At 59.2% G+C, this 24,835-nt stretch carries 24 protein-coding genes; 14 read left to right on the top strand and 10 right to left on the bottom strand.

The genetic code is table 11. The features are described from left to right. Positions 1–31: 31 nt before the first annotated feature. A complete protein-coding gene (locus tag BGE01nite_RS21475) occupies positions 32–2,245 on the top strand; it encodes an efflux RND transporter periplasmic adaptor subunit (RefSeq protein WP_146853532.1) in 2,214 nt (737 codons plus the stop codon). A 130-nt stretch (positions 2,246–2,375) separates the two neighbouring features. Here the strand turns inward: BGE01nite_RS21475 and BGE01nite_RS21470 are convergent, their stop codons facing one another. Continuing rightward, entirely contained in the window at positions 2,376–3,806 is a 1,431-nt protein-coding gene (locus BGE01nite_RS21470; RefSeq protein ID WP_246145775.1) for a DUF1501 domain-containing protein, read from the bottom strand. Between the two features lie 138 nt (positions 3,807–3,944). Between BGE01nite_RS21470 and BGE01nite_RS21465 the strand changes: the two genes are divergently transcribed. Then, a complete protein-coding gene (locus tag BGE01nite_RS21465) occupies positions 3,945–4,292 on the top strand; it encodes an outer membrane protein assembly factor BamB family protein (protein WP_170266961.1) in 348 nt (115 codons plus the stop codon). 33 nt (positions 4,293–4,325) lie between these two features. On the opposite strand, the gene BGE01nite_RS21460 is transcribed toward BGE01nite_RS21465, so the two are convergent. The 3 genes from BGE01nite_RS21460 to BGE01nite_RS21450 form a co-directional block, all read right to left on the bottom strand. Continuing rightward, a complete protein-coding gene (locus BGE01nite_RS21460) occupies positions 4,326–4,583 on the bottom strand; it encodes a hypothetical protein (RefSeq protein WP_146853526.1) in 258 nt (85 codons plus the stop codon). 46 nt (positions 4,584–4,629) lie between these two features. After that, positions 4,630–5,430, bottom strand: coding sequence for an HNH endonuclease (locus tag BGE01nite_RS21455; protein ID WP_218033059.1), 801 nt, complete (start codon positions 5,428–5,430; stop codon positions 4,630–4,632). An 81-nt stretch (positions 5,431–5,511) separates the two neighbouring features. Then, entirely contained in the window at positions 5,512–5,967 is a 456-nt protein-coding gene (locus tag BGE01nite_RS21450) for a hypothetical protein (RefSeq protein WP_146853524.1), read from the bottom strand. Between the two features lie 67 nt (positions 5,968–6,034). On the opposite strand from BGE01nite_RS21450, the gene BGE01nite_RS21445 reads away from it, so the two are divergent. Both BGE01nite_RS21445 and BGE01nite_RS21440 read left to right on the top strand, forming a co-directional pair. Continuing rightward, complete coding sequence (locus BGE01nite_RS21445; RefSeq protein ID WP_146853522.1) at positions 6,035–6,505, top strand: very short patch repair endonuclease; 471 nt, start codon at positions 6,035–6,037, stop codon at positions 6,503–6,505. A gap of 51 nt (positions 6,506–6,556) precedes the next feature. Then, the gene (locus tag BGE01nite_RS21440; protein WP_146853520.1) at positions 6,557–7,111 is read left to right on the top strand and encodes a YaeQ family protein; all 555 of its coding nucleotides are present in this window, start codon (positions 6,557–6,559) and stop codon (positions 7,109–7,111) included. A 76-nt stretch (positions 7,112–7,187) separates the two neighbouring features. On the opposite strand, the gene BGE01nite_RS21435 is transcribed toward BGE01nite_RS21440, so the two are convergent. Then, a complete protein-coding gene (locus BGE01nite_RS21435) occupies positions 7,188–9,806 on the bottom strand; it encodes a PSD1 and planctomycete cytochrome C domain-containing protein (RefSeq protein WP_146853518.1) in 2,619 nt (872 codons plus the stop codon). 75 nt (positions 9,807–9,881) lie between these two features. Here BGE01nite_RS21435 and BGE01nite_RS21430 point away from each other — a divergent pair, with 75 nt between their 5' ends. From BGE01nite_RS21430 to BGE01nite_RS21415, 4 genes are all read left to right on the top strand, one after another. Then, positions 9,882–12,782 (top strand): DUF1553 domain-containing protein, encoded by a 2,901-nt coding sequence (locus BGE01nite_RS21430; protein WP_146853516.1) that lies wholly within the window; start codon positions 9,882–9,884, stop codon positions 12,780–12,782. 183 nt (positions 12,783–12,965) lie between these two features. Next, complete coding sequence (locus BGE01nite_RS21425; protein ID WP_146853514.1) at positions 12,966–14,276, top strand: glutamate--tRNA ligase; 1,311 nt, start codon at positions 12,966–12,968, stop codon at positions 14,274–14,276. Between the two features lie 71 nt (positions 14,277–14,347). Continuing rightward, positions 14,348–14,545 (top strand): hypothetical protein, encoded by a 198-nt coding sequence (locus tag BGE01nite_RS21420; RefSeq protein WP_146853513.1) that lies wholly within the window; start codon positions 14,348–14,350, stop codon positions 14,543–14,545. Further along, positions 14,542–14,979 (top strand): PIN domain-containing protein, encoded by a 438-nt coding sequence (locus tag BGE01nite_RS21415; protein WP_146853511.1) that lies wholly within the window; start codon positions 14,542–14,544, stop codon positions 14,977–14,979. The genes BGE01nite_RS21420 and BGE01nite_RS21415 overlap by 4 nt, the downstream gene beginning before the upstream one ends. A gap of 42 nt (positions 14,980–15,021) precedes the next feature. On the opposite strand, the gene BGE01nite_RS21410 is transcribed toward BGE01nite_RS21415, so the two are convergent. The 4 genes from BGE01nite_RS21410 to BGE01nite_RS21395 all read right to left on the bottom strand — a co-directional run bounded on the left by BGE01nite_RS21410 (position 15,022) and on the right by BGE01nite_RS21395 (position 19,194). Next, a complete protein-coding gene (locus BGE01nite_RS21410; protein WP_246145774.1) occupies positions 15,022–16,419 on the bottom strand; it encodes a N,N-dimethylformamidase beta subunit family domain-containing protein in 1,398 nt (465 codons plus the stop codon). A gap of 87 nt (positions 16,420–16,506) precedes the next feature. Further along, positions 16,507–17,952 (bottom strand): PP2C family protein-serine/threonine phosphatase, encoded by a 1,446-nt coding sequence (locus BGE01nite_RS21405; RefSeq protein WP_146853509.1) that lies wholly within the window; start codon positions 17,950–17,952, stop codon positions 16,507–16,509. A 78-nt stretch (positions 17,953–18,030) separates the two neighbouring features. After that, positions 18,031–18,582 carry an STAS domain-containing protein gene (locus BGE01nite_RS21400; protein WP_170266959.1) on the bottom strand — a complete coding sequence of 184 codons (552 nt, stop codon included), beginning with the start codon at positions 18,580–18,582 and terminating at the stop codon, positions 18,031–18,033. Between the two features lie 117 nt (positions 18,583–18,699). Beyond that, complete coding sequence (locus BGE01nite_RS21395) at positions 18,700–19,194, bottom strand: hypothetical protein (protein WP_146853505.1); 495 nt, start codon at positions 19,192–19,194, stop codon at positions 18,700–18,702. Between the two features lie 122 nt (positions 19,195–19,316). On the opposite strand from BGE01nite_RS21395, the gene BGE01nite_RS21390 reads away from it, so the two are divergent. Together BGE01nite_RS21390 and BGE01nite_RS21385 are read left to right on the top strand one after the other, a co-directional pair. Further along, on the top strand, positions 19,317–20,498 hold the full coding sequence (locus BGE01nite_RS21390) for a right-handed parallel beta-helix repeat-containing protein (protein WP_170266958.1): 1,182 nt from the start codon (positions 19,317–19,319) through the stop codon (positions 20,496–20,498). 39 nt (positions 20,499–20,537) lie between these two features. After that, entirely contained in the window at positions 20,538–21,215 is a 678-nt protein-coding gene (locus BGE01nite_RS21385) for a GDSL-type esterase/lipase family protein (RefSeq protein WP_146853501.1), read from the top strand. Positions 21,216–21,321: 106 nt separating this feature from the next. Here the strand turns inward: BGE01nite_RS21385 and ppnP are convergent, their stop codons facing one another. Further along, the gene (gene ppnP, locus BGE01nite_RS21380; protein ID WP_146853500.1) at positions 21,322–21,651 is read right to left on the bottom strand and encodes a pyrimidine/purine nucleoside phosphorylase; all 330 of its coding nucleotides are present in this window, start codon (positions 21,649–21,651) and stop codon (positions 21,322–21,324) included. A 117-nt stretch (positions 21,652–21,768) separates the two neighbouring features. On the opposite strand from ppnP, the gene bamJ reads away from it, so the two are divergent. From bamJ to BGE01nite_RS21360, 4 genes are all read left to right on the top strand, one after another. Continuing rightward, the gene (bamJ, locus tag BGE01nite_RS21375) at positions 21,769–22,503 is read left to right on the top strand and encodes a BamJ family beta-barrel-assembly machinery protein (protein WP_146853498.1); all 735 of its coding nucleotides are present in this window, start codon (positions 21,769–21,771) and stop codon (positions 22,501–22,503) included. A gap of 127 nt (positions 22,504–22,630) precedes the next feature. Continuing rightward, positions 22,631–22,858 carry an addiction module protein gene (locus BGE01nite_RS21370; protein WP_146853496.1) on the top strand — a complete coding sequence of 76 codons (228 nt, stop codon included), beginning with the start codon at positions 22,631–22,633 and terminating at the stop codon, positions 22,856–22,858. After that, positions 22,858–23,157: a type II toxin-antitoxin system RelE/ParE family toxin gene (locus BGE01nite_RS29930; protein ID WP_146853494.1), complete on the top strand. Its 300-nt coding sequence runs from the start codon at positions 22,858–22,860 to the stop codon at positions 23,155–23,157. The genes BGE01nite_RS21370 and BGE01nite_RS29930 overlap by 1 nt, the downstream gene beginning before the upstream one ends. Positions 23,158–23,234: 77 nt before the next feature. After that, on the top strand, positions 23,235–24,830 hold the full coding sequence (locus BGE01nite_RS21360) for a sulfatase family protein (protein WP_146853492.1): 1,596 nt from the start codon (positions 23,235–23,237) through the stop codon (positions 24,828–24,830). Positions 24,831–24,835: the final 5 nt, after the last annotated feature.

Below are 24,835 nucleotides of genomic sequence, written 5' to 3'. Positions count from 1 at the left end.
TATCGTCGAGGGGGGAACGTGAGCCCGCTGCTTGAACACTGCCCTCTCCATCCGCGAAATCACTGCTGATGCTCCGTTGCCGCCGGATGTGACCAGCACGGTGCCTTCGGCCTTGAGGTCGGACTTGAAGATCAGTCACCAGCTCTTTGAGGGCCGCGCTTATGCCATCATCAAGGATCCCCTCTCGCTGAAGTATTTTCGCCTGCCTGCGGAAGATTATGCGCTGGCGGCGCTCTTTGATGGCAGGCGGGATGTCTCGGCCATCCGTGCCGCCTTTCTCCGGCAGCAGCCGCAGGCCGCGCTGAACCAGACGCGTGATGAGATCACCGAGCGCATCCTGCGTTTCGCGAACGAGCTCATGCTCGGCGGCTTTCTGGAGGCCACCGGGGCGGGCGTGCGCCAGCAGCAGAAGCTGGAAAACCTGCGCCAGCCCGTGATCACCCCCTGGTCCCTCTTCATGAAGATGCTCTTCCTGAAGATCCCCCTCTTTGATCCGGACCCGCTGCTGATCCGCATGGAGCGCCGCATGCGCTGGATCTGGTCCTGGGCGGGCTTTTCGCTCAGCATGGTCATCTTCCTCGCGGGGCTGGTCGTCTTTGTGCTGAACTGGCCGCGCATCTCGCCCTCGCTGAATGACTTTCTCACGCTGCCCAATCTCGCGCTGGTGTGGGCGCTGACCATTTTGGTGAAGGTGGTGCACGAGTTCGGCCATGGCCTGACCTGCAAGCACTATGGCGGTGAGGTGCATGAGATGGGCTTCATGGCCATGGTCTTCTCGCCCTTCCTCTATGCGGATGTCACGGACAGCTACCTCTTTCCTAACAAAAGGCATCGCATGCTGGTCGCGGCGGCGGGCATCTACATCGAGCTCGTCATCGCAGCCATCGCCACTCTGCTCTGGGCGGTCTCGCAGCCCGGCACCACGCAGCAGCTTCTTTTCAATCTGATGCTCATCACCAGTGTGTGGACCATCCTCTTCAATGCCAATCCGCTGATGAAGTTTGATGGCTACTACATCCTCACCGACCTGCTGGATGTGCCAAACCTGCGCGCCAAGGCGCAGATGTGCGTGAGCGAGATGTTCCGGCGCTTTTTGTTCGGCAAAAACGAGGGCGCTCCGGCAAATGCGGCTCTTCTGCCTCGTCGTCGGCGGGGCTGGTTTGTCTTTTACAGCATTGCGGCGCAGCTCTATCTGCTCCAGATCACCCTGGGCATCGCCATGATTTTTCATCACATGCTGAAGCCCTACGGCCTGGCCTGGCTTGGAGACTGGCTGGGCATCGGCGCGCTCTTCTCCATGCTGATTGCCCCTGTGGCTGCCTTCTTCAAAAAACAAACCGCCAGTTCGCACACGACGACCTTGAAAGGCCGGCGCCGGCCATGGCTGGTGCTGTCGGGGCTGCTGGTCACCACAGCGCTGGTGCTTCAAATCCCGTGGCCGGTGCGCATCGAGCGCCCGGCGGTTCTGCAGCCGGTGAATGCCGCCTTTGTCCGTGCTGAGGTCGCGGGCCGTCTTGAGCGTATTGAGGTGAAAACCGGACAGCAGGTCAAAAAAGACGATGTGGTGGCCACGCTCTCCAGCACCCAGATCAGCTCCAAGTTGCGCGCGACGGAGATTCAGGTGGAGCGTGCCAAGCGTGAGTTGGACCTCACCATCGGTGCCGCCGAGCCTGCGGCTTATAAGCAATCGCAGGCCCTCCTTGCCCAGGCCGAGGCCGCGCTGCAGGAAGCACGCCGGCTGGAGACACGTCTCACGCTTCGCGCTCCGCAGGACGGCATTGTGCTCACGCCGGATCTGGATCGTCTCGCCAGCGGCAGCCTGCGCCCAGGAGACGCGCTTTGCGAGATCGCAGACCTTGATCCCATCCACATCTACATCCCGCTCGGCGAGCATCAGGCACGTCACATCCGTGCGGGTCAGAAGGTCGAACTGCGCGTGCCTGCGTTCCCGGGCCGCACTATCGAGGGCAGCGTGCTAGAGGACAGCAAGACGCCGCCCGCCCGTGAGCTGCCGCCGAACCTCGTCGCCACACTCGGTGGTGATCTCGCCGCGCAGCCTGATGCCCAAGGTCACCTCAAGCCCATCGAGACCACCTTCGGGGTGCTCGTTTCCCTTCCCAATGCAGATGGCTTCCTCCGTCCCGGCATGACCGGCACCGCCCGCCTGCATGGTGACGAGCAGCCTCTCTGGCGCAGCCTCTGGATGAAGGTACTGGACTTCATCAGCCTCGACTATCGTTTGTAGGCTGATCGATCGAGCCTAGGGAAACACTAAACAAATCCAAAAGCACTTGATGGGTCAGGCCTTCTGCCTGGGATATCTGTGCCCTCTGCGTTATCTGCGGTTAATAAATCAGTGCTTTCCTAACGAAAAATCATGCCAAAATAGGCTTCACGACTTCTCCGTGCACATCCGTCAGGCGGAACTGCCGTCCCTGGAAGCGGAAGGTGAAGCGCTCATGATCGATGCCCATCAGGTGCATGATGGTCGCCTGCAGGTCATGGATGTGCACGCCATCCTTCGCCACGTTGAAGCCGAACTCATCACTCTCGCCGTAGGTCGTGCCGGGTTTCACACCACCACCCGCCATCCAAACGGTGAAGGCATAGGGATGATGGTCGCGGCCCCACTGTTTCGTGTTCGTGATGTCACCCTGCAAAAACGGCGTGCGACCAAACTCCCCGCCCCAAACCACAAGTGTGTCATCGAGCAAGCCCCGCTGCTTCAGATCCTTGATCAGCGCCGCGCTCGGCGCATCCACATCCTGACACTGGATCTTGAGCTGCGTGTTCAGGTTCCGATGCTGGTCCCAGCCCGCATGCATGAGCTGCACAAAGCGCACGCCGCGCTCCGCGAGCCGCCGTGCCATGAGGCAGTTGTAGGCATAGCTGCCCTGGCGAAGCACATCCGGTCCATACATGTCCAGGATGTGCTTCGGTTCCTTGGAAAGGTCCGTCAGGTCCGGCACACTGCTCTGCATGCGATACGCCATCTCATATTGGGCGATGCGTGTGGCGATCTCTGGATCCCCCTGGTCGCGCAGCTTGATCGCATTCAGCTCACCGAGGCCGTCCAGCATGGTCCGACGCACCTCGCGGCTCATGCCCTCCGGATTGCTGATGTAGAGCACCGGATCACCACTGCCGCGAAATTTCACGCCCTGATACTTCGAAGGCAGAAAGCCGCTGCCCCAGTAGAAATCATAGAAGATCTGGCCGCAGGAGGCTTCCTTGTCGCGGCTCGTCATCACCACAAAGGCCGGCAAGTCTTCAGACTCGCTGCCCAGGCCATAACTCAGCCAGGCGCCCAGCGCCGGACGCCCCGCCTGCTCACCACCGGTCATGAGAAAGGTGATCGCCGGTGCGTGGTTCACCTGCGTGGTGTGCATGGACTTGATGAAGCACAGGTCATCCGCAATCTCCGCCGTGCGTGGCAGGAAGGAACTGACCGTCGCGCCGCTCTTCCCATGTCGTGAGAACTCCGTGATCTCACCCAGCACCGGCCGCGCGGTTTGCGTGCCCGTCATCGTGCTGAACCTCTTCCCGCCGACCACGCTGTCCGGGATCTGCGTGCCGTGCATCTTCTTCAGCATCGGCTTGTGATCAAAGAGATCCACATGCGAAGGCGCGCCGTTTTGCAGCAGATAGATCACCCGCTTCGCCTTCGGCGCAAAATGCGGCAGCAGCGGAGCCAGCGGATCCGGCGCCTGTATTGCCAGACCCTGCTTCGTGAACAAAGACCCTAATGCCAGTCCACCCAGTCCCGCCGCCCCCTGCCCAAACAAGGCACGGCGCGTGAGGTTCATGGAAAGGTCGGCATGAGTCATCACTTCTTGAACGTGTCAGGGGCGCATGATCTTCCCGAATGGACCGTGTCTCTCCCCGCTTACAATCATCCCGCCTTTCTCCACCTTGCGCGTGGCGCAGGCTGTGTAGCATGCCGAATGAGCATCCCCGATCTCATCTTCACCGGTTTCAACAAACGCGTCGCCGCCCTGGACCGCCACACCGGCCAGATCGTCTGGCAGTGGAGCGCCCACACCGGCTCCAGCTACACCAGCCTCATGCTGGATGACGACCGCCTCATCGTCAGCGTGCATGGTTACATGTATGCCCTCGATGCCCTCACCGGCCGCCAGCTTTGGTTCAACGAGATGTCCGGCTTCGGCTACGGCGTCGCCAGCCTCGCCTCCGTGAACGGCACCTCCAACGGCCATCTCATCACCGCCTATTCTGAGGAGCAGGCGAGCTCCTCCGCTGCCGGAGCCGGTGGTGCGAGTGCGGGAGCTTGAGCTATTTGTGCGACACTGCGTTGGCTAAGCAAATCAATCAATTGCTCCCTCGGGCAAGTCAGTCCCCCATTCGTCACACACGGCTTCCAATATTTCCCAATCCGTGGATAAGCTGGCAAGTATCTTCTTTGCGGCGTCCAGCGCGGTGATGTGTGTGGCTGTGTATCCAGCAGTTTGAGCATTGAGCAAAGCCAGAAGTGAAGATGGACCTTCCGTCCAAACCTCTCCATTGAAAAGTAGCGTCTCGCCAAAGAGGCGCGCGCGGACTTTACCTGTCGAGGGAAGGCTCATGTGATTTGTGATAGTATCAGCATGAGCGTCTGTGCTGGATCATCTTTTACGCTGCATCTTTGAAGATGCTTTTGCGGTGAATGGCAAAAAATGACGTGTCAGGCACAGTTGCTTCTTCGGGTAGAATAATGGGTTTCCCCTCATGCCTCTCAAAGGTTTCAACGATCATTGGGTGGGGTAACTGAGCCCGCAGGCGCTTGGATAAGATGAGATTTAGTGAATCATCAAATGCGATCAAGCCTTGATCAAAAGCAGCGTCGTGGATTCGTGAAAGACAGAGGCCATTACGCACATTTAAACGCTCCGCTGGATGGCTGGCCCATGGCAAGATGTGGGATGCGATCAGAAGCTCACGGATGGCGAGTTGTGAGATGCCGCATCTGCCATCAAAATTGTTTAAAACTGCCTCCCGAAAGAAGTCCTGGCCGCGCCGGGTCTTGACTGTCACAAGCTTGTCAGTTTCAAGTATAGTTCTGTCCTTCCGAACGATAATCCCAACCTTGGGGATTACATCAATCTCGAATTCATCCGCGACGTGGTAGAGTTTGCGTAGTGCCTGCTCACTGGCTGGTGCCATATTCGCCATGTCCGATGAGAACTCCTGCCAGACATCCTTATCTTTAGCACTGGCTCCGCGGAGACCCTTGATCCCGCGGATTTTAAGCGCAGGATCAAGGGAAGCAAAGTTGCATAGCTTCATCGCCAGGCTGTTTGCGCTCCGGCCCATCTTTTTCGCTACTTCAACGATCACGGGCTGCCGAGCGTGCATCTGACCGAACGCGAGTTTGTGATATAGATTCAGCGCCACGAGCAAATCATCCCGCGTCCATTTGGCTCTTGGTGTCATGATTCTGTTGAACTGAAGTGAGCTGCTTGATCTTGGTGTTTTTAGGAATGTCGACGACCGTTCTAATGGACGTAGTCTTCGTTATTCCTGCCAGTCAGGAAGAATCTCCAAAGGGAACCTATCCACTCCAGCGGGGATCAATTCATCTCTGGGGATCACATCACCATGATGGCCGTGGTCTTTGAAGACGGTCCACTTTCCCTTCAACTGTCGCAGCATGACGGTGTGGGTGGTTTCGAGGTGCTTCTGTTTACCGCTGGAGAGGATGAGAGTGGGCGTGGCTGAGAAGAAGGCCCAACCACTTTTGACTCTGAGCGTATGGATCACAAACACGACCCGTTCGGTGTTCGGCTGTCCTTCCAGATAGTGACCATTGCGGTAGAGCACACGCACCGCATTGCAGATCGCCGTCCTGTCGGCTGATCCAGTGGCTGGCGTGAGATTATCCTCGGCGTGGATGGAAGCGCAGACCAGGCCAAGCACGACCACGAGCAGCCCAAGCTGCCGGGATAGAAAGGAGGTGAGGGTGGTGTCCATAGGCGTATCTATCGTTGTTATTCGAGCCATCCTGTCGCCAAATCTGAATGCCTGATTGAGGATCACTATGCCTGATGTCTTCACCAAAGCCAAGCGCAGTGAGGTGATGAGCCTCATTCGTTCGCGTGGGAACAAGGACACGGAGTTGCGGATGATCGAGGTGTTTCGGCAGCAGGGGATCAAAGGCTGGCGAAGGCATGTGGCGATCTCGTTTCAAGTTCGCAGTTCGCCGTTGACGGTTTCCGGTGCACCCTTGACGAAGAAGGTGCGGCCGGACTTTGTGTTCCGGGAGGCGAAGGTGGTGGTGTTTGTGGACGGGTGTTTCTGGCATGGCTGTCCGGAGCATTACCGGAGGCCAGGAAGCAGGCAGGAGTTCTGGGATGCGAAGATTGCCCGCAACCAGGCGCGTGACATCGAGGTGGCGCGTGAGCTACGCCGTGGCGGATGGCGGGTGATGAGGCTCTGGGAGCATGATCTGGCCAGGAAGCGTGAGAAGCGGCTGTTGGCGCGTCTGCGTAGGCTGGGCCTGGGAATGTGAAGGGCCCAGTGCTGTCTTGACCTGGCACGGGCACCCGCGTAAGCCAAGGGCATGGCCCTCAAGGCGATCATCTACAAGGCGGCGGTTTCGTTCTCCAACCTCGACAGCAACGATTATCAGGATCACAACCTGACCATCGCGCGGCATCCTTCAGAGACGGAGGAGCGGATGCTGGTGCGGCTGCTGGCCTATGTGCTGAATGTGCCGACGAACAATGACCTGGGCACGCTGGAGTTTGCCAAGGACATGTGGGAGCCGGATGAGCCGGCTCTGTGGCAGAAGGATCTGACGGGACTCACCGAGCATGAGATCGAGGTGGGGCATCCGGAGGACAAGCGACTGGTGCGGGCCTGTGGCCGCTCGAAGAAGGTGACGGTCTATGGCTTCAGCAGCACCACGCCCGCGTGGTGGGCGTCCGTGTCAGCAAAGCTCGCACGAGTGAAGAACCTGACGGTATGGCACCTGCCGCCCGAGCAGATCGCTGAACTCGGGAAAATGGCGGACCGGCAGATGGACATCCAGGTAACGATTCAGGACGATGTCCTCTCCGTGGGATCAGGTGACCGGAATGTGGAGATCACTCCAAACTGTTTGTTCGGGGCTTAGCGTGCAGTAGCCATCACACTCCGTGTGATGAGCGGTGGATGTGGAGCGAAGGTGGCGTCCGCTTCGCCGAAATAAGTCACTCCTTCGTCAGTACCTCATCGAGATTCAGCAGCATGAGGCAGAGGCTGGTCCAGGCGGCGTGCTCGGCAGGAGCAAGCTTCGGATCAGCCTTGGCTTCGCCGACCTTCAGAAGCTTCGCAGCATCCTGTGCAGACTGCGCGCGCAGTTTCGGAAGCTGCTTTTGAAGCACGACAAGCTCCTCAGGCTTCGGCGCTCGGCTGGTGATGGTTTGGAAAGCCTGACGCAAGCGCTGATGATCATCACCAGGAGCACTCAACACCTTTTCGGCCAGCACGCGCGCGGCCTCGACGTAGGTGGTGTCGTTCAGAGTCACCAGCGCATGCAGCGGCGTGTTCGTGCGGGTGGCCTTGATGGCGCAGACCTGGCGCGTGCTGCCATCAAACAGCATGGTAGGGCCGACGATGCGGCGCCAGAAGACATACAGGGTGCGGCGGTAGAGGGAGTCTCCATGATCCTGCACATAGGTCTTCTTGCCAAAGGTGGCCTCCTCCCAGATGCCCTCGGGTTGATAGGGTTTCACCGATGGGCCGCCGAGCTTGGCATTGAGCAATCCCGAAAGCGCGAGCGCCTGATCACGCAGCATCCAGGAAGGCAGGCGGAAACGCGGCCCTCGGGCTAACCAACGATTATCTGGATCCAACTGGGAACCCTGAACCGTGAACTGCGAACTTTGTTGGTAGGTCTCGCTGGTGACGATGAGACGAAGAAGATGTTTCACATCCCAGCCGCTCTCCATGAACTCGGCGGCGAGCCAGTCCAGCAGCTCGCGATGCACGGGTGTTTCGCCCTGCACGCCGAAGTCCTCGGCGGTCTTCACCAGGCCGATGCCGAAGATGGATTGCCAGAAGCGGTTCACGGTGACGCGGGCGGTGAGCGGGTTGTCGCGCGAGATGATCCACTGCGCGAGGCCGAGGCGATCCCGCGAGGCATCCTTGGCCAGAGGCGGCAGCACGGAGGGTGTGTTGAAGCTCACCTTGGTGGTGAGCGGCTTGTCGTAGGCGCCTTTGTCGAGAATGAAGGTCTCACGCAGCTGGGGCAGAGTGTCCATGACCATGACCTTGGTCACGGCGCTGCTCGCGGAGGCCTTCTCGCGCTGGGCGGTGAGGAGACGCTGGAGGAGCTTGGTATAGGCCGGGTCCTTGTCCTTGAAGTAGCCGACCGCTTCCAGCAGAGGATCGACCCCACGATTGCGCGGAATGGTTTTGGCGATGTAGGCAGGGAGGTTTCCTGGCAGCTCAAAGGCGGCGGATTCGGTCAGCGGCTTGCCTTCGGGGCGCGGGAACTTCTTCAGTTCAAAAGCATCCACCTCATCGGCGATTTTGTTCACGGCGGCATTCGCCTTGCGGGAGCGATCGAGCTCCGCCGGGGTGCTCATGTCCATGGCAGGCGCGGCCTGACCGCTGCGGCCTTTGCCATCCTCGCTGGTCTGGTTAAAGACATCGTAAAGGCCGTAGTAGTCCCGCTGGGTCAGGGCATCAAACTTGTGATCATGACACTTGGTGCAGCTCATGGTTAGGCCGAGCCAGACGGTGCCGGTGGTCTCCACGCGGTCCATGACATTCTCCGCCCGGGTCTCCTCGGCGATGCGGCCGCCCTCGCCATTGATCATGTGATTGCGATTGAAGCCGGAGGCCAGCTTCTGCTCGATCGTGGCCTTGGGCAGTAGATCACCGGCGAGCTGCCAGACGGTGAACTGGTCATAAGGCATGTTGGCATTGACGGCCTGCACCACCCAGTCACGCCAGGGCCACATGGTGCGTTCGGGATCGCCCTGATAACCGTTGCTGTCGGCATAACGAGCCGCGTCCAGCCAGTCCCAGGCCCAGCGCTCACCGAAGTGCGGGGAGGAGAGGAGCGTTTCCACCTCTTTTTCATAGTTGAGGCTGGCTGTGGTGGCGGGGGATAGACGCGGAGACGCGGAGAGGGAAGAGTCCTTCGCCAAGGCTACGGACTCCACGGACGCGGAGACGGGAGGCTTCGCAGACTGGCTTGGACTCTCCGCGTCTCCGTGTCTCCCCATCTCCGTGTCTTGCACTGGAGGCAAGCCGATCAAATCCAGGGAAAGGCGCCGAATGAGGGTCGCCGTATCAGCCCGTGGTGATGGTTGGATCTTTTGTTCGGCCAGTTTGGCTCGCACGAAGGCATCGATGGGATGTTTGGCACCTGCTGGCACAGAAGGGCGCTCGATGCGTGTGAAGGCCCAGTGTTTGCCCCAGGTCGCGCCTTCAGTGATCCATTGTTTGAGGAGCTGCCTTTGCGCCTCGGTGAGCTTGCGATTGCTCTTCGGGGTCGGCATCACCTCTTCCGGATCATGGGAGAAGATGCGCTTGATGAGCTCGCTCTCGTCCGCCTTGCCGGGGAGGATGGTGCTGCCGCTTTTGGCGGCCTTCTCATCATCCAGGCGGAGGTCGCCTTTGCGCTTCGCGGCATCCGGGCCGTGGCAGTGATAGCAGTTCTCACTGAGGATGGGCTGGATGTCGCGGCTGAAGTCGATCGCGGCCATGGCGGAGGCTGGCATGGCGAGGGACAAAAGCAGGGCTGGAAGGAGGCGTGGCAAGTCAGGGGATGAACGATCCCGGCGGCCTGCCTTTTGCAGTCTGGCGGGATTCTCCATGGAGGATCATGCCATGTTGATGGGCTGCTGAAGGCTGGCGAAAGGCGGCGCGGAGGCCGGTCGTTCACAGGGGCCATGCGTCGCGCCCTGCCCAGCCTCTGTTTGATCCTCGCCGTCCCCTCTTTCGGGGCCGGGGTGGACTTTGCCAAGGAGGTCTTTCCGGTGCTCCAGCGCGCCTGCTTTGAGTGCCATGGCGCTGAGCAGAGCAAAGGCGGCATGCGCCTGCATGAGCGCGCCGTTTTTCAAAAGGCGGATCATGCGGAGATCCTGCGCCGTGTGGCCCTGCCGAGGTCTGACAAAGAAGCGATGCCGAAGCGTGGTACACCACTGACAGTCGCAGAGATCCAGGCGCTGAAAACATGGATCGATGCAGGCGCTGTCTGGCCCGAGACCATCCGGGCGGGCAAGCACTGGAGCTATATTCCACCAGTAAGGCCTGCACTGCCTGAGGTGAAGGATGCCGCGTGGAGCAAGCATCCGGTGGATCGCTTCATTGAAGCTCGTTTGGAGAAGGAAGGCATAACCCATTCAGCCGAGGCTGAGCCCGCATCGCTGCTGAGGAGACTCTCATTGCATCTTGTGGGTCTTCCGCCATCCGTGAACGAGGTGGATGCCTTTGTGACAGCGTATCGTGTGGATGCAGACAAAGCCGTTGCTGAAGCCGCGGATCGTTTGCTGGCTTCGAAGGAGTTCGGCGTGCGCTGGGCGCGGCCCTGGCTGGATGCGGCGCGCTATGCGGACTCGCACGGCTTTCAGCGCGATGACCTGCGCGATGTGTGGGGCTTTCGTGACTGGGTGGTGGATGCGCTGAATGCGAACATGAAGTTTGATCAGTTCACGATTGAACAGGTGGCGGGTGATCTGCTGCCGAATGCCACGCCACAACAGATCGTGGCCACGGGCTTTCATCGCTGCACACCGACGAACGTGGAAGCAGGCACTGAACCGGAAGAGAGCCGGATCAACCAGGTGATCGACCGTGTGAACACTACCGGCACGGTGTGGCTGGGATCAACTCTGGAGTGTGCCCAATGCCATAACCATAAGTATGACCCCTTCACCCAAAAGGACTATTACAGCCTGCTGTCCTACTTTAACAACACCCAGAAGGAAGCTGAGAGGTCCAACCCGAAAACTCCGGGCAGCATCAAATTTGATGGGGTGCCCATGGCTCTGCCGGATGGCAACCTCAACGAACGACGTGTGGCCCTGACGAGCCAGATCGTCGATATGCAGACGAAGATCGCGGAGATGGAGAAGAGCATCGCAGGCAGCAAGAGCGCCACGGCACAGCCGACATCCGGCAGCACGGCTCTGAAGCCAGTCTCCATCGACACGGAAAGCGGTGCGGAGACGGAGGTGCAACCGGATCAGAGCCTGCTCTTCATTGGCGAAGCGCCGGACAAGGATGTCTATGAGATCGAATACAAGCTGTCAGGCGGGCGCATCAGCGGGATTTTGCTGGAGGCCTTGAGTGATGACTCGCTTCCGGGCAAAGGACCTGGACGTGGCATGGCGAATCGTCCGAATTTTGTGCTCCAGCATCTGGAGGCTTCCATTGCTGACTCGAAGGCGAAGGATGCTGCAAGCGAGGCGCTGAGCTTTGGCAAGGTGCATGCCAGTTTCTCGCAGAGCAATTTTCAGGCATCGGGTTTGGCAGACACCAATCCAACGACGGGTTGGGCCATCATGCCGCAGTTTGGAAAAAGTCATTGGGTGGCACTGGAACTCAAGCAGCCTCTGGATGTCGTGGCTGGAGCTCGTCTGCGATTAAAATTGGTTCAGCAGTATGGCGGCGGCCGCGTGATCGGCAGGCTGCGGATCTCGGCACTGGAAGGTGATGTCGTGGCCTCTTTACCTGATGGCGAGGCGGAAGCTCCTGCGCCGAAGCGTGACTTGAGGTTGGTCAAGCTACAGCGCCAGATGACGGCGCTGAAGAAGCAGCTCACCGACTTGAAGCCTGCGACCACGGAAGTGATGCGTGAACTGGCCGAGCCGCGCATGACGGCTGTCTTTAAGCGGGGTGTGTACACCGATCATGGCGAGCCTGTGAAGGCTGGCACTCCTGGGATCATTGATGCGAAAGCTGATGAAGCTCCGAACCGGCTGAGCCTGGCCAGGTGGCTGGTGAATCGTAACAATCCTCTGACCGCACGTGTGACGGTGAACCGCTGGTGGGCGGAGATTTTTGGACGTGGCATCGTGCCGACGGTGGAGGATTTTGGCATCAAGGGCGTGCCGCCGAGCCATCCTGAGCTGCTCGACTGGCTGGCGGTGGAGTTCATGGAGAGCGGCTGGGATATGAAGCACATTCTCAAGGTCATCGTGACCTCGCGGGCGTATCGGCAGAGTTCGCAGTTCGCGGTTTCTGGTTCACAGTTGGACCCGGACAATGCGCTGCTGTGGCGCGGGCCGAGGTATCGCATGGATGCGGAGATGATCCGTGACAATGCCCTGGCGGTCGCGGGCCTGCTGAGTTCGAAGCAGGGCGGTGTGCCCATCCGCCCCCCGCAGCCTGATGGCCTTTGGGCCAAGGTGGGCGGCCAGCAATACAAATACGAAATCAGTCCGGGTGATGAGCAGTATCGTCGCGGACTCTACGTGGTGCTGAAGCGTGGCTCGCCCTATCCCAGCTTCGTGAATTTTGATGCTTCCGCGCGCACGGCCTGTGTGGTGAAGCGCTCGCGGTCGAACACACCTCTGCAAGCGCTGACCCTGCTGAATGATCCTGTGTATGTCGAAGCTGCACAGGCCTTTGCGAAGCGTCTGGTGAAGGATACTCCGGTCGCCAATGTGGATGCGCGCATCCAGCACGCGGTGAAGCTTGTCCTCGCCCGTGATGCCCGACCTGAGGAAGCCAAGGTACTGAAACAGCTCTTTGACCAGCAACGGAAAGCAGGTGGCGATGACAAGGCCTGGACCGCCGTGGCGGCAGCGCTGCTGAACCTGGATGAGACGATCACGATCGGTGGGTAGGCTTCCGGATCAGTTAACCACTGATAGACACTGATGAGCACTAATAGGACAGGATCCCTGATGGCTTGGTCATAAGTGCAAATCAGTGTCCATTAGTGGTTAAAATGAGGTTTCCCAGAAAGAGTGCGGATGTCTGCCACTTGCACCAGAGCTTACTCTCTGCTCTGTAGATTTTTCCCTTCCATGACACGCGTTCGTTTTGCTCCTTCCCCCACCGGTGACCTCCATGTCGGCGGTGGCCGCACGGCCCTTTTTAACTGGCTCTTTGCCCGCAAGACAGGGGGCACCTTCATCCTCCGCATTGAGGACACGGACGGCGCGCGCAACACGGAAGACGCCAAGCGTGGGATCGAGAAAGGTCTGCGCTGGCTGGGGCTGGATTGGGATGAAGGCCCGGATGCCGGCGGTGACTGCGGCCCCTATTTCCAAAGCCAGCGCAAGGACATCTACGACACCTATCTGGCGAAGCTGGAAGCGGCGGATCGTGTGTATACCGAAGACAATGGCGCGGTGCGCTTCAAGTTCAGCCGCACGGCCATCACCGTGCATGATCTCGTGTGCGGTGACGTGACCTTCGCCCCGACCGAAGAGCCTGACATGACGGTGCGCCGTCCCGATGGCAGCTACATCTTCCACTTCGTGAACGTGGTGGATGACATCGAGATGAAGATGACCCACGTCTTCCGCGGTGAGGATCATCTTTCCAACACTTGGAAGCACATTGATCTCTTCAATGCCTTTGGTGCCACACCGCCGATCTACGCGCACATCCCGCTCATCCTGAACTCGGATGGTTCAAAAATGAGCAAGCGTGACGCGGGCAGCGCCATCGAGCACAGCTACATCAATGAAGGCTTCCTGCCGGATGCCGTTTTCAACTATTTGGTTATGCTCGGCTGGACGCCTCGTGCGGACAAGGAAGTGCTGGGCCGTGATGAACTGGTGAAGCTCTTCGACCCTGCGGAGATCCATAGCTCCAATGCGCGTTTTGATCTGCAGAAATGCCAGTGGTTCAATGCCCAGTATCTGCGCGCTCTGAGCCCTGAAGCTCTCTTTGCGGCGGCTCGCCCGTTCATCGAGGCCAAGGGCTATGTCATCGCTGATGAAGCCACCGCCACGGCTGCCGTTTACAGCGTGAAGGAAAAGGTGAGCCTCCTCACCGAGATCCCGGCCTGGGTGCATTACTTCTTCCGTGAGGACTATCCATTTGAAGCGGACGTGACCGAGAAGCTCAAAGCGAAGCCTGAGAATGCCAGCCTGCTGCGTGCCGCCGCTGCTGCCTTCACCACCGCCACTGAATGGACGGAAGCCAGTGTGCAGACAGCCATCGAAGAAGCTGCCAAAGGCGCTGGCGTGAAGCCCGGTGCCCTCATGCCTCTGCTTCGCGGCGCTCTCAGCGGTCAGCTCCGTGGTCCTGGTGTGAACACCATCGGCCACCTGGTGGGCAAAGACAGCACCCTGCGCCGTATTGAACGGGCGCTCGGGCTGTTTTGAGCCGGCCTTGTCCTTTAGCTGGTTAGATGCGGTAGTTGCATCTGAAGCCAGATGAGGCATCATGATGCCTCATGAGCACAATTGCTGTTCAGATTTCCAACCTCATTCCCAAGCTGCGTCCGGCTGATCGGGAAGTCGTGCGTAAAATGCTGGATGAGGCGGACTATAAGGCTTGGCGTGAAGACACCACCAAGTTCCGCCGTCTCATGCGTGGCAAGGCACGGGATAAACGGGCAGCAAGCGAAGTTGTCAGCAGTTTGCGCCGATGAACTTGGTCGTGGACGCCTGTGTGTTTGTCGCAGAGCAGATCGAAGACCAGCCAGAGTTTGCTGCTGCGGACGAGTTCTTCGATCATTGCGTGAGAAATGGTATTCGTCTTTACGCGCCTGCCATCGTCCTCGCTGAGGTAGCGGGTGCTGTTGCTCGTATCACCGGCGATGCTGGCATCGGTAGCGTCTCGACCACCAGACTGAGCCATTTCCCCAAACTTTACCTGCGGCAGGTAGATTTGGGTTTCGCCGAGGCCGCAGCGCGTGCAGCGGCGCGATACGCCTTGCGTGGTGCCGATTCCCACTATGTGGCGCTTGCCCGAGAAATGAAATGCGCACTCATCACCAGTGACGATGAGGTAATCAGGAGATGTCCCTCAACAACAAAGATCTTCACGCCATCTCAATGGCTCGAGCGTCAACCAGATCGTTGAGATGATGGGTGAGTTGCCGATTAATAGGAGTTCGATGAGCACCTATTTCCCCAGCCTCTCCAGCACGTTCTTCGTGATCCGCATCACATGCGGGTCATTGCCCTGAAGGCCGTGCGCCCAGTCCGTGGTGGCGGCGGTGAAGACGGTGCCGCCGCGGGTGTAGAGGCCGAGAGTGGCGGCGCCGGTGCGGCCCTTCTCCCATTTCTCATACCACTCGGCATCGTCAGGGTGCCAGCGCACGGGACAGGTGGCGAGGACCTCAAAGGTTTTAGGGGTGCCGTCGTTGAAGGTGGGGAAGGGGAGGCCGTCTTTCCAGGCCAGCTCGCAGCCGTCACATTCATAACCAACGATGGTATCTTTGCCGCCGAACTTGTCGCCTCGCTTCAGGCCGGTGCCGGCAAAGAGCCAGTGGTCGGGGCGATGCACCTCATACTCGGCCGGGTCTTCCATGAACTGGCCATGGCTCTTGCGGTAGCCGCCCCACAGAAAGCCGACACCGGTGAGCTGGTTTTCCGGGCGCTGGATGAGGTGATGGCTCCACAGGCTGGCGAGTGTTTTGAACTCGCGTGAGGCGAAGACGGGATCGAGGTGGTAGTTTTGCTTCCAGCAGGTGAAGGCGCGGCCTCCATCCTCGCTGCGCACCTGCCAACAGCAGGTGTTGCCGCTGAAGAAGGCCACGTTGCCGCCTTTGCCGATCCAGGCTTCGAGGTTATCGCGCATGGGAGAGGACCAGTACTCATCATGACCCACGCTGAGGACGAGTTTATAGTTGGTTAGGATTTCAGGATGGAACTCGAGGTCTTCATTGGCGGCGAACTCGATGGACTGGCCCTGGCTCTCCGCCCATTTCACGAAGGGCAGCTCCCACTTGCTGAACTGCGGGGCCGGCGGCCGCTCGAAGCTGACCTTGTGCCCCTGGTTGTTCGAGAGGCTGTTGTAGGCATACACGGAGAAGCCAGCCCAGTTGTTGTAGGCGTTGTAGGTGTTCGTGCAGAGCTGGAGCAGGATCTTGGAAGTGCTGCCAGGTTTGGCCGAACGAACGATGAAATAGGCGCTGCTCTCAGCCGTGCGCCGGCCACGGTGTGTCCACTTGCCTCCTGTGTCGGCGGCGCGCAGGGCAACCTCGTAGTAGCCGGATTTCCAGTCGACTCCCACCGGCACGCGCAGGCTTTCCGGCCACCGGCAGCCGTTCGCCGAGGCATCTTCAGGCACGGGATGTGCCTGGCCGGGCATGTCTGCCTTCTTCCAGACGATCTCGCGAGTGGTTCCCAGGCGCGCGACTTCGATCTCAAACTTCGCCGCGCTGGTGCTCACGTGCAGGGCTACCGGCTCACCCTGTGCCACACTGCGCTGACCGGCATAACCTTCAATGTAGAGTGGAGCGGGTTCGGCCGCTTGAATGACAGAGGCCAGGAGGAGGCAGACGAGTGTGCGCAGCATGCAGATGGCTACGTGGAGCCATGAAGAGAGCTTTCATCGCCGCTTCATGGTGAGGCGAGCCTCGCCCAGCCTTTGTTCCTTATTTCCTCAGGTCTTCTGCAGCACCACCAGGGTGATGTCATCATGGCAGCGGCGTCCGCCGCAGAACCGATCCACTTCGTAGACAAGGCCGTCGATCACGGCCTGTGGGCCCTCAGGTGCCAGTGTGGCCAGGGTCGTGTGGATGCGTTCCTCACCGAATTCCTCTCCCTGGGCGTCCATGGCTTCATTCACGCCGTCTGTATAGAGCAGAAGGGTGTCACCGGGGCTGAGTTGGAACTCGAGCTCCTTCGTCACGCGCTCAAACACCTCACCTTTGTCGATGCCGATGGCGAGCCCTCCGCTGTTCAGCGTCTCCACCTGACCGGTCTGTTTCCGCCAGACGAGAGGCCGTGTGTGACCAGCACGGGCGAGCCTGAAGCTGCTGCCGTCGGCAGAGGCCACGAGATAGATCAGTGTGATGAAGCGATTCTCCCGGATGTCTGGGAAGATGTGGCGGTTCACCGCAGCGAGAGTGGCCGCAGGTCCGGCGGCACCATCCGCGCTGAAGCGCAGAACGCTGCGGCACATGGCGGTGATGAGGGCCGCTGCTGTGCCTTTGCCAGAGACGTCCGCAATCACGATGCCAAGGCTGCGGCCGGCGAGGGGGATGAAATCAAAGTAGTCACCGCTGAGCGTGGTGGCTGGGATGTTCTTGCCAGCGATGGTGAAGCCCGGCATCGCGGGTGCCTTAGAAGGCAAAAGGATGCGCTGCACATCGCTGGCGCTCTTCAGCTCGAGCTCGATTTGCTTCTTCTCCGTCGCCGCCTGATGCGCCATGGCATTGGCCAGGGCAAAAGCGCACTGCTCCACGAGTGAGCGGAAGACCTCGAAGTCGTTGTTGTTGTAGCTGCGTTTGTCCTTCGGCGCGGTCATGGCGAGCACGCCGAGCTTTTTCGTGCCGGAGTTCAGAGGGCCGATGATGACCGTGGTCTCCGCATGCAGGTTGGCCCCATGACCGCCGAGGCGCGGATCGGCGCTGAGGTCGGTCAGGATCTCGACCTTTTGATTTTGAAAGATGCTGCCCAGCAAGCCTTCGGTGATGGTGACCGGGTGCAGGCGCAGAAAGCTGAGCAGGGAGGGCCGATTTGACCGCGCCATGTTCGCGATGCTCTCCGGCAGGGCGACGAGCGGCACGCACTTGTCCGAGTGATGGCGCGGCACCAGGGAGCGCTCACTGGCATCCAGCAGGTAAAGGGCGCCTCCGGTGCTTTCCATGACCTTCATGGCTCCCTCCACAATGAGACGATACATGGCCGCCTGGCTGTCCTCGCGCGCGATGGCCTCCCCGAGGTCATGGAGGAAGCTGAACATGCGCCGCTCCTCTTCCACGATGGCCTGCTCCTCTTTCAGCAGACGGTCGATCGCCTCATTCTTCTTCTTCGTGCTCCGCACCAGCAAGACGATGCATGCCAGCAAAAGCAGGATCAGAATGACGAACAGAGCGGTATTCATGCGGCGGTGTCACGGGACGCGCTGGCCTTTTTGTGGCGGAGCGGGAACTTCCACCGCCAGTGTCCCGATGACTTGGGGTCAGGAAGTGGCAGCAGCCAGCCCAGGCTGCGGAGCGTCTCCGATGAGTTCCTTCTCCAGGAAGTGGATCACATCCCGGAAGCGGGACTGATTCTGACGGCTGACATTGGACAGCATACGGTGGGCATTCAGGACCAGCTGGGTCTGCTCCTCCTTGCACTCGGCCCCTTTTTCCTGACAGCAGGCAAGCTCGTCACAGACCGTCTTGCGCTCGTCGGGCCACTGGGTTCCCTCCACGTCCACATGGAGGATCTGGTCCAGGCCTAAGTCGTTGAGCAGCTGCTGGTTGCGTGGATTGGCGTTCAGTACGCTGAGGGAACCCTTGCCCTGCTCCATGAGGTGGATGGCGGTGCCGGTCAGGGTGCCCAGGAAGGTGGAGTCCATCATGGGACAGTGCTCCAGGTCCACCACCAGATCCGCCGTGCCTTCGCCCATCACGGTCTGGAAGGCGCGCTTCACCTGCATGGAATTCTGAAAATTACCGCGTCCCTCCACACGTAACCAAAAAACCTTGCCGATCCGGCCTACGAGGATGTTGGAGGGGGCTGGCACGGCAAGAAGGGGGTTAATATACCATTCGTTTCGCGCAGGCTGCCGGATGCGTGCCGACATACTGTCGGAACACAGGGTGGCAGGCGGCGGAGCGTTTCATGGCGGGCGTCGGAGGGGTCAATTCCAGAGGTAGGAAGCCTTGGTGACAAGTTCTTCTTTTCCTCTCATCAAAGATACACGCCAAGCTGTGACGCGTCCATTGCTAGAATATTCATCTCCGGTGACTTGGAATTTGGTGGTGTTGGAGCGGCGGATGTCACTGACCTCCTCCTCCAAAACCTTGGTGATAAGACCATTGTTGGCCTGCCGATACTCAAAACGAACGGTCACGGGCTGGCTGCGATCGTCCACTTTCCACCAGATGGTGTAGTAATGGCCGGCCCGGGCCATGACCTCCGCCTTCGTCACCGCCCCGTAAAGGTAGTGCAGGCGCTCGAACACGATGGCCTGATCTTGAACGAGGATCGGCTTGCTGGGGACCAAGTGATAATACTTCACCTTCGAAATGCTGGCTCCGTTCCCCACCTTGGTGGTCGAGCAGGAAGCCAGAGCGGAAACCGCCACTGCGAGTGCCAGGAGGCGGGTAAGGAGTCTGCGTGAACCGGGAGTCATGCGTGAAGTGTTAAGTATTCAGAATAGAGCCCACCCTGTCAACGTGTTGAATGACTATCTCACAGGGAGGGTGCGCATGCCATTTCTCGCAAGATCACCCAAATCCCAGGCGAGATAGTCGGATGCGCTTTCTGGTTCCCCTGCTTCCTCTATGGTTCATCGCGGCTCTGCCATGTCCGGCTCAGGTGCCGCTGCAGCAGTGGATCGATGAGGCGATCAAGGCGGGGGGCGGGGTGGTCTCGGTGCCGCCGGGGGAGCATGAACTGCCGGCGGGCCTCATGATCAAAGATGCGAAGAAACTGGCTTTGCGCGGCTTGGAAAAGGAGCGCTGCATTCTGAAGCTGCCACGACTGGCTTATGCAGAGTGCGCCCAGGCGGCGGTGAAAGGCGCGAGTGAGGTCACGGTCCGCGCGGCGCGAGGATGGAAGGCGGGGATGCGGCTGCACATCGAGGCGGATGGGGAGATGGACAGCTTCACGAAGAAGCCGAGGCCTTTTTTGATCGCTCACATTCAGGAGGTGAAGGAGAACCTGCTGGTGCTGCAGCAGCCTCTGGCTTTTCCGGTGCCGGAGGGGGCGGTCATCCGGCATGCGGATGCGCCGAACCTGATCGAGATCCGCGGTGCTTGTGAGAGCCTCGAGATCGCGAACCTAACCATTGATGGTGGTCGCACGGCGGAGGATCAAGTGGTGCAGGGGCATGCGCAGCTTTGCGGAGTGTTTGCCTCTGGTGCCTACAACTATGAAAAGGGGCCGACGGGGCCAAAGCCGCAGGGTGTGGTGGTGCGGGATTGCATCATCCAAAACTGCTTTGGCCGGGGCGTGGCCTTTTATAGTGTGGAAAAGCCGGAGGTGCTGCGCTGCAGCTTTCGCGATGGCTGTGATGAGGCGGTGGACTTTGATCACTTCACCACAGGTGGGAAGGCCATCGGCAATCAGATCGCGCGGTGCAGGATCGCCTTTGAGATGAATGATGTGAACGAGTGCCTGGTGGAGGGGAATGAGGCGCGTGATTGCAGCATCGGGGTCAGCCTCTGGCGCTGGTGCAAGCATCCGGGCCTGAATGAGGCGAACATCATTCGGAACAACAGCTTCGTGAGCATCACCGGGAATGCTTTCCAGATCGGCGCCGGCACGGCGAGGAACCTTTTCGAAAGCAACGAGGTCGATGGCGCGGGCAGGAATGGGTTTTCTCTTTCGGGATCCGCCCAGGTGCTGAAGGGGAATGTGGTTCGCGGTGCGAAGCTCAAGGAAGTGGCGATCAATGAGGGCGCGCACGACATCCAGCCAGCCACCACAAAATGATGCTTGAGCGGGTGGTGAGAGATCGTTAAAAGGCGCGCCATGAAATTTCCCCTGCCTGCCTTCGGCCTCCTCGCCCTGCTCGTTTCCACCTCGCTTCTGGCGGACACGCCGCGGCCGAAGCCGGAGCGCTTTGCCAAGGAGATCGAGGCCTTTGCCCAAAAGGATGCGGAGAAGGGCGGCATTGTTTTCACCGGCAGCTCCAGCATCAGGCGCTGGACCACTCTTAAAGAAGACTTTCCGGACCTCCCGGTGCTAAACCGTGGTTTCGGCGGCAGCGTGGCGAATGATCTCAGCGTCTATGCGGACACGGTGGTGTTTCGCCATGAGCCGAAGATGCTGGTGGTCTATACTGGCGGAAACGACATCAATGCCAAGCTGACGGTGCAGGAAGCCTTCGATGACTACACGAAGTTTTTGAACCTCGTCCATGAGCGCCAGCCGAAAACGAAGGTGATCCTGTGCTCGGTGAAAATCGCCATCAAGCGTGTCACCCAGATCCCACAGGTGCACGAGCTTAACCAAAAGTTGGAAACCTGGGCCAAGGAAAATCCCTGGGTGCGCTATGTAGAGAGCACCAGCTACCTCGCAGATGCCCAGGGTCAGCCGATCCGCTCCTATTATGTGGACGATCTCCTGCACCTCAGCCCCTCCGGCTACGCGAAGTGGACGGAGATCCTCAAGCCCGTGCTGGCTGAGGAGTGGGCGAAGGTGAAGTAAATCTGAGGACCAGGGTCAAAAGGTCAGGGGATCGTCAAGGTGGTCAAGATGACCGCTGACGACCTTGCTTGATGCTCTTGACCTTCTTGACGGCGCTTCAGCGCACTCAGTCAATGAACGAGCAGATGTACTCGCAGATGCCGCTGGTGACGGCGATGTCGAAACCAGACTTGGCGGGCACATCGAAGTACTGGCCGCCGGTGTAGGTGGTCTTGGCCTCGCTGCCGTCCAGCTTCACCTCGCAGGTGCCGGCCACGATCTCCATGCGCTCGGCCTTGTCCGTGCCGAAATGGTAGTCGCCCGGGTAGATCAGGCCCAGGGTCTTTTTGCTGCTGTCGGGGAAGAGAATGCTGTGGCTGACGACCTTGCCGTCGAAGTAAACATTGGCTTTGGTGACGGCAGTGACGTTGTCGAACTGGGAAGGAATAGCGGACATAGGGGCATCCAGATTGGCGTGTCCGGGCGATTGCTCAAGAACCAAAAGCAGGGCGGAAAACAGCCTTTTTCTTTGGTTGACCACCTAGCACATCCCTCCGAGTCTCGCCGCCTTCTCATGAAACCTACCCTTAGTCTTGCCCTGGCCGCCCTGCTGGCCACCGCCAACCTGAATGCCCAAGAAGCCGCTGTGAAACCTGCCGAAGCCCCCGCCGCCAAGCCTGACATGGACAAAGTCAGCTATTTCATCGGTCGTCAGATCGGTTCGAACTTCAAACAGCAGAAGGTCGAGATCAATGTCGACACCTTCACTTCCGCCGTTCAGGACGCGCTGGCTGGCAAGGAATCCAAATACAAGCCTGAAGAGCTCGAAGCCGCCATGGGCGCTTTCGAAAAGCACATGCAGGGCCGCATGGCTGAGATCCAGGCTGAGATGCAGAAGGAAGCTGCTGCCAAGGCTGTGGAAGCCAAGGCTGCCGGCACCAAGTTCCTGGCTGAAAACGGCAAGCGCGAAGGCGTGAAGACCACCGCCAGCGGCCTGCAGTATGAAGTGATCAAGCAGGGTAACGGCGCCAAGCCCGTCCCGACTGACAAGGTGAACGTGCACTACCACGGCACCCTTCTGAACGGCAAAGTGTTCGACAGCTCCGTCCAGCGCGGCGAGCCGATCACCTTCGGCGTGCAGGAAGTGATCAAGGGCTGGACCGAAGGTCTCCAGCTCATGTCCGTGGGTTCCAAGTTCAAGTTCTTCATCCCCTCCGACCTCGCTTACGGCGACAACGGCGCAGGTGGTGACATCGGCCCAGGCGAGACCCTGGTGTTCGAAGTCGAGCTCCTGAAGCTTGAGAAGTAATTCTCAGATCCATCTCATTCTCCAACGGCTGCCAGGCGACTGGCAGCCGTTTTTGTTTGGTGATGTGCGCCGGTCAGCAATATCCACGCTTGGCACTTTGCGCGCTTCCCGTTATCTTGCTCCTACCATGATTCCTCAAGAACTCATTGCCCAAGCTATTCGTCTCGGTTCCGAAGAGCGTCGCTTCCTGGCTGAGATCATGTGGGAAACAGTGGATGCAGATCTGCCTGCACGTTGGGAGGACGATGCGACCATTGCATCTGAGGTGGAAAGACGCTTTGAAGCTTTCAAGAGCGGGCGAGAGCGTGGTCTGTCCCATGAGGAAGTCTTTGGGGCAGCCAAGCTTTTGGCCTGATGAAGTCTGTGTATTCAGAGCAGTTTCAAGCGGAGCTGTGCTGTGTCACGGGGCGCTATGGTCTTGACGGAAAAGACCTCAGCCGACGTTTTGTTCAGGCTGTCGAGAGCGCTTCCCTGGGTGTTCAGCAGGACCCGCTACGGCACCGAGTCTTCGACGGGAGAGTGCGCCGCTGTCTCGTTCGTGGCTTTCCTTATATCATCTATTATCTGGTTGAAGGTGACCTGATATACTTCGGTGCCTTGCTTCACAGCGCACGGCATCCCGAGGCGTATCGCCAGTATTTTGCCGATCTTTAGCCGGGCAGCGACGATTGAAAGGCGAGTGTGAATTTCTCGCAAGCTTGCCGGATTCACCTCGTTACCAGCCGCCCACCATGATTGCCCGACTGCTCACCCTCCTGATGCTGTTCACTTCGCTGGCCTCGGCCGCGCCGAAGGGGACACCGAACATCCTCTTCATCTTCTGCGATGACCTGGCCTCGCAGGCCATCAGCGCTTATGGAGAAAAGCGGAAGCTGGTGGAGACGCCTGCCATGGACCGCATTGCCAAAGAAGGTATCCGCTTTGACCGCTGCCTCGTGACGAACTCCATCTGCGGCCCGATGCGTGCAGTGATCCAGACGGGCAAGTATTCGCACCTCAACGGCTTCTACAACAATAGCAACAGCACGTTCGACAGCAGCCAGCAGACCTTTCCAAAGCTTCTCCAAAAAGCTGGTTATACCAATGCCATCATCGGCAAATGGCATCTCATGACGGATCCGGTGGGCTATGACTACTGGCAGGTGCTGCCTGGCCAGGGTGCCTACTACAATCCGCCGATGATCGACAACGGCAAGCCGGTGAAGCATGAGGGCTACGTCACGGATGTCGTCACAGATCTGAGCATCGACTGGCTCAACAAGCGGGACAAGACCAAGCCCTTCATGCTCATGATGCAGCACAAGGCACCTCATCGCGAATGGGAGCCGCCGATTCGTCATCTGGGTCATGACAAGGACCGCGTCTATGACGAGCCTGAGACGCTCTTTGACACCTTCGAAGGCCGCAGCAAGGCCGTGAGCGATCATGACATGGGCATCGACCGCACCTTCACCGAGCGTGACGCGAAGCTCGTGACACCGGGCAATCTCACGCCGGAGCAACGCAAAGCCTGGGATGCGTATTATGAGCCGCGCAATGCCAAGTTCCGTGAGGCGAATCTCTCCGGCAAGGATCTCGTCAAATGGCGCTATCAGCGCTACATGCATGACTACACCGCCTGCGTGAAAGCGGTGGACGAGAGCGTGCAGAAGGTGCTGGACTATCTGGACAAAGAAGGCCTGGCAGAAAACACGCTGGTCATCCTGAGCAGCGACCAAGGTTTTTATTTGGGCGAGCACGGCTGGTTCGACAAACGCTGGATCTTTGAGGAGTCCCTCAGCACTCCTTTCCTCGTCCGCTGGCCTGGGGTGGCCAAGGCTGGCACGACTGACAAGCACATCGTTTCGCTGCTGGATCTCGCACAGACCTTCCTGGACGTGGCGGGCCAGCCGCAGCCTGCGGACATGCAGGGCCGCTCATTGGTGCCACTCTTCAAAGGCGAGGCACCGGCTGACTGGCGCAAGTCCTTCTACTATCACTACTATGAGTTCCCCGTGCCGCATCGCGTGCGTCCGCACTACGGAGTGATCACAGATCGCTACAAGCTCGTGCACTATTATGCACCCGATGTGGATGATTGGGATCTGCTGGACCGCGAGAAGGACCCGCTCGAAGTGAAGAACTTTTATGCTGATCCTGCTTACGCGGACACCGTGAAGGAACTCAAAGCTGAACTCACCAAGCTCCAGACAGACGTGAAGGAAACCCTTCCTCCACCACGCTTCACCCATGGTAATAAAGCCTTTGATAATGAGCCTCAGCCAAAAGCCGGTGACATTCCCAAGAAGGGCAAAGGTAAAGGAAAGGGTAAGAAGAAAGCAGAATAACCTCC

The organism is Prosthecobacter gellanilyticus (genome assembly GCF_007992435.1).
GTDB lineage: Bacteria > Verrucomicrobiota > Verrucomicrobiia > Verrucomicrobiales > Verrucomicrobiaceae > Prosthecobacter > Prosthecobacter gellanilyticus.
This window is presented reverse-complemented; position numbering and strand designations above follow the sequence as displayed.

Bases quoted from the DNA above. Each gene is read 5' to 3' on its own strand.
- BGE01nite_RS21405 (WP_146853509.1), bottom strand. From the start codon at position 17,952: ATGAATACCGCTCTGTTCGTCATTCTGATCCTGCTTTTGCTGGCATGC.
- BGE01nite_RS21450 (WP_146853524.1), bottom strand. From the start codon at position 5,967: ATGGACACCACCCTCACCTCCTTTCTATCCCGGCAGCTTGGGCTGCTC.
- BGE01nite_RS21465 (WP_170266961.1), top strand. From the start codon at position 3,945: ATGAGCATCCCCGATCTCATCTTCACCGGTTTCAACAAACGCGTCGCC.
- bamJ (WP_146853498.1), top strand. From the start codon at position 21,769: ATGAAACCTACCCTTAGTCTTGCCCTGGCCGCCCTGCTGGCCACCGCC.
- BGE01nite_RS21410 (WP_246145774.1), bottom strand. From the start codon at position 16,419: ATGCTGCGCACACTCGTCTGCCTCCTCCTGGCCTCTGTCATTCAAGCG.
- BGE01nite_RS21430 (WP_146853516.1), top strand. From the start codon at position 9,882: ATGCGTCGCGCCCTGCCCAGCCTCTGTTTGATCCTCGCCGTCCCCTCT.
- BGE01nite_RS21395 (WP_146853505.1), bottom strand. From the start codon at position 19,194: ATGACTCCCGGTTCACGCAGACTCCTTACCCGCCTCCTGGCACTCGCA.
- BGE01nite_RS21470 (WP_246145775.1), bottom strand. From the start codon at position 3,806: ATGAACCTCACGCGCCGTGCCTTGTTTGGGCAGGGGGCGGCGGGACTG.
- BGE01nite_RS21445 (WP_146853522.1), top strand. From the start codon at position 6,035: ATGCCTGATGTCTTCACCAAAGCCAAGCGCAGTGAGGTGATGAGCCTC.
- BGE01nite_RS21460 (WP_146853526.1), bottom strand. From the start codon at position 4,583: ATGAGCCTTCCCTCGACAGGTAAAGTCCGCGCGCGCCTCTTTGGCGAG.
- BGE01nite_RS21425 (WP_146853514.1), top strand. From the start codon at position 12,966: ATGACACGCGTTCGTTTTGCTCCTTCCCCCACCGGTGACCTCCATGTC.
- BGE01nite_RS21370 (WP_146853496.1), top strand. From the start codon at position 22,631: ATGATTCCTCAAGAACTCATTGCCCAAGCTATTCGTCTCGGTTCCGAA.
- BGE01nite_RS21420 (WP_146853513.1), top strand. From the start codon at position 14,348: ATGAGCACAATTGCTGTTCAGATTTCCAACCTCATTCCCAAGCTGCGT.
- BGE01nite_RS21455 (WP_218033059.1), bottom strand. From the start codon at position 5,430: ATGACACCAAGAGCCAAATGGACGCGGGATGATTTGCTCGTGGCGCTG.
- BGE01nite_RS29930 (WP_146853494.1), top strand. From the start codon at position 22,858: ATGAAGTCTGTGTATTCAGAGCAGTTTCAAGCGGAGCTGTGCTGTGTC.
- ppnP (WP_146853500.1), bottom strand. From the start codon at position 21,651: ATGTCCGCTATTCCTTCCCAGTTCGACAACGTCACTGCCGTCACCAAA.
- BGE01nite_RS21360 (WP_146853492.1), top strand. From the start codon at position 23,235: ATGATTGCCCGACTGCTCACCCTCCTGATGCTGTTCACTTCGCTGGCC.
- BGE01nite_RS21385 (WP_146853501.1), top strand. From the start codon at position 20,538: ATGAAATTTCCCCTGCCTGCCTTCGGCCTCCTCGCCCTGCTCGTTTCC.
- BGE01nite_RS21440 (WP_146853520.1), top strand. From the start codon at position 6,557: ATGGCCCTCAAGGCGATCATCTACAAGGCGGCGGTTTCGTTCTCCAAC.
- BGE01nite_RS21415 (WP_146853511.1), top strand. From the start codon at position 14,542: ATGAACTTGGTCGTGGACGCCTGTGTGTTTGTCGCAGAGCAGATCGAA.
- BGE01nite_RS21435 (WP_146853518.1), bottom strand. From the start codon at position 9,806: ATGGAGAATCCCGCCAGACTGCAAAAGGCAGGCCGCCGGGATCGTTCA.
- BGE01nite_RS21390 (WP_170266958.1), top strand. From the start codon at position 19,317: ATGCGCTTTCTGGTTCCCCTGCTTCCTCTATGGTTCATCGCGGCTCTG.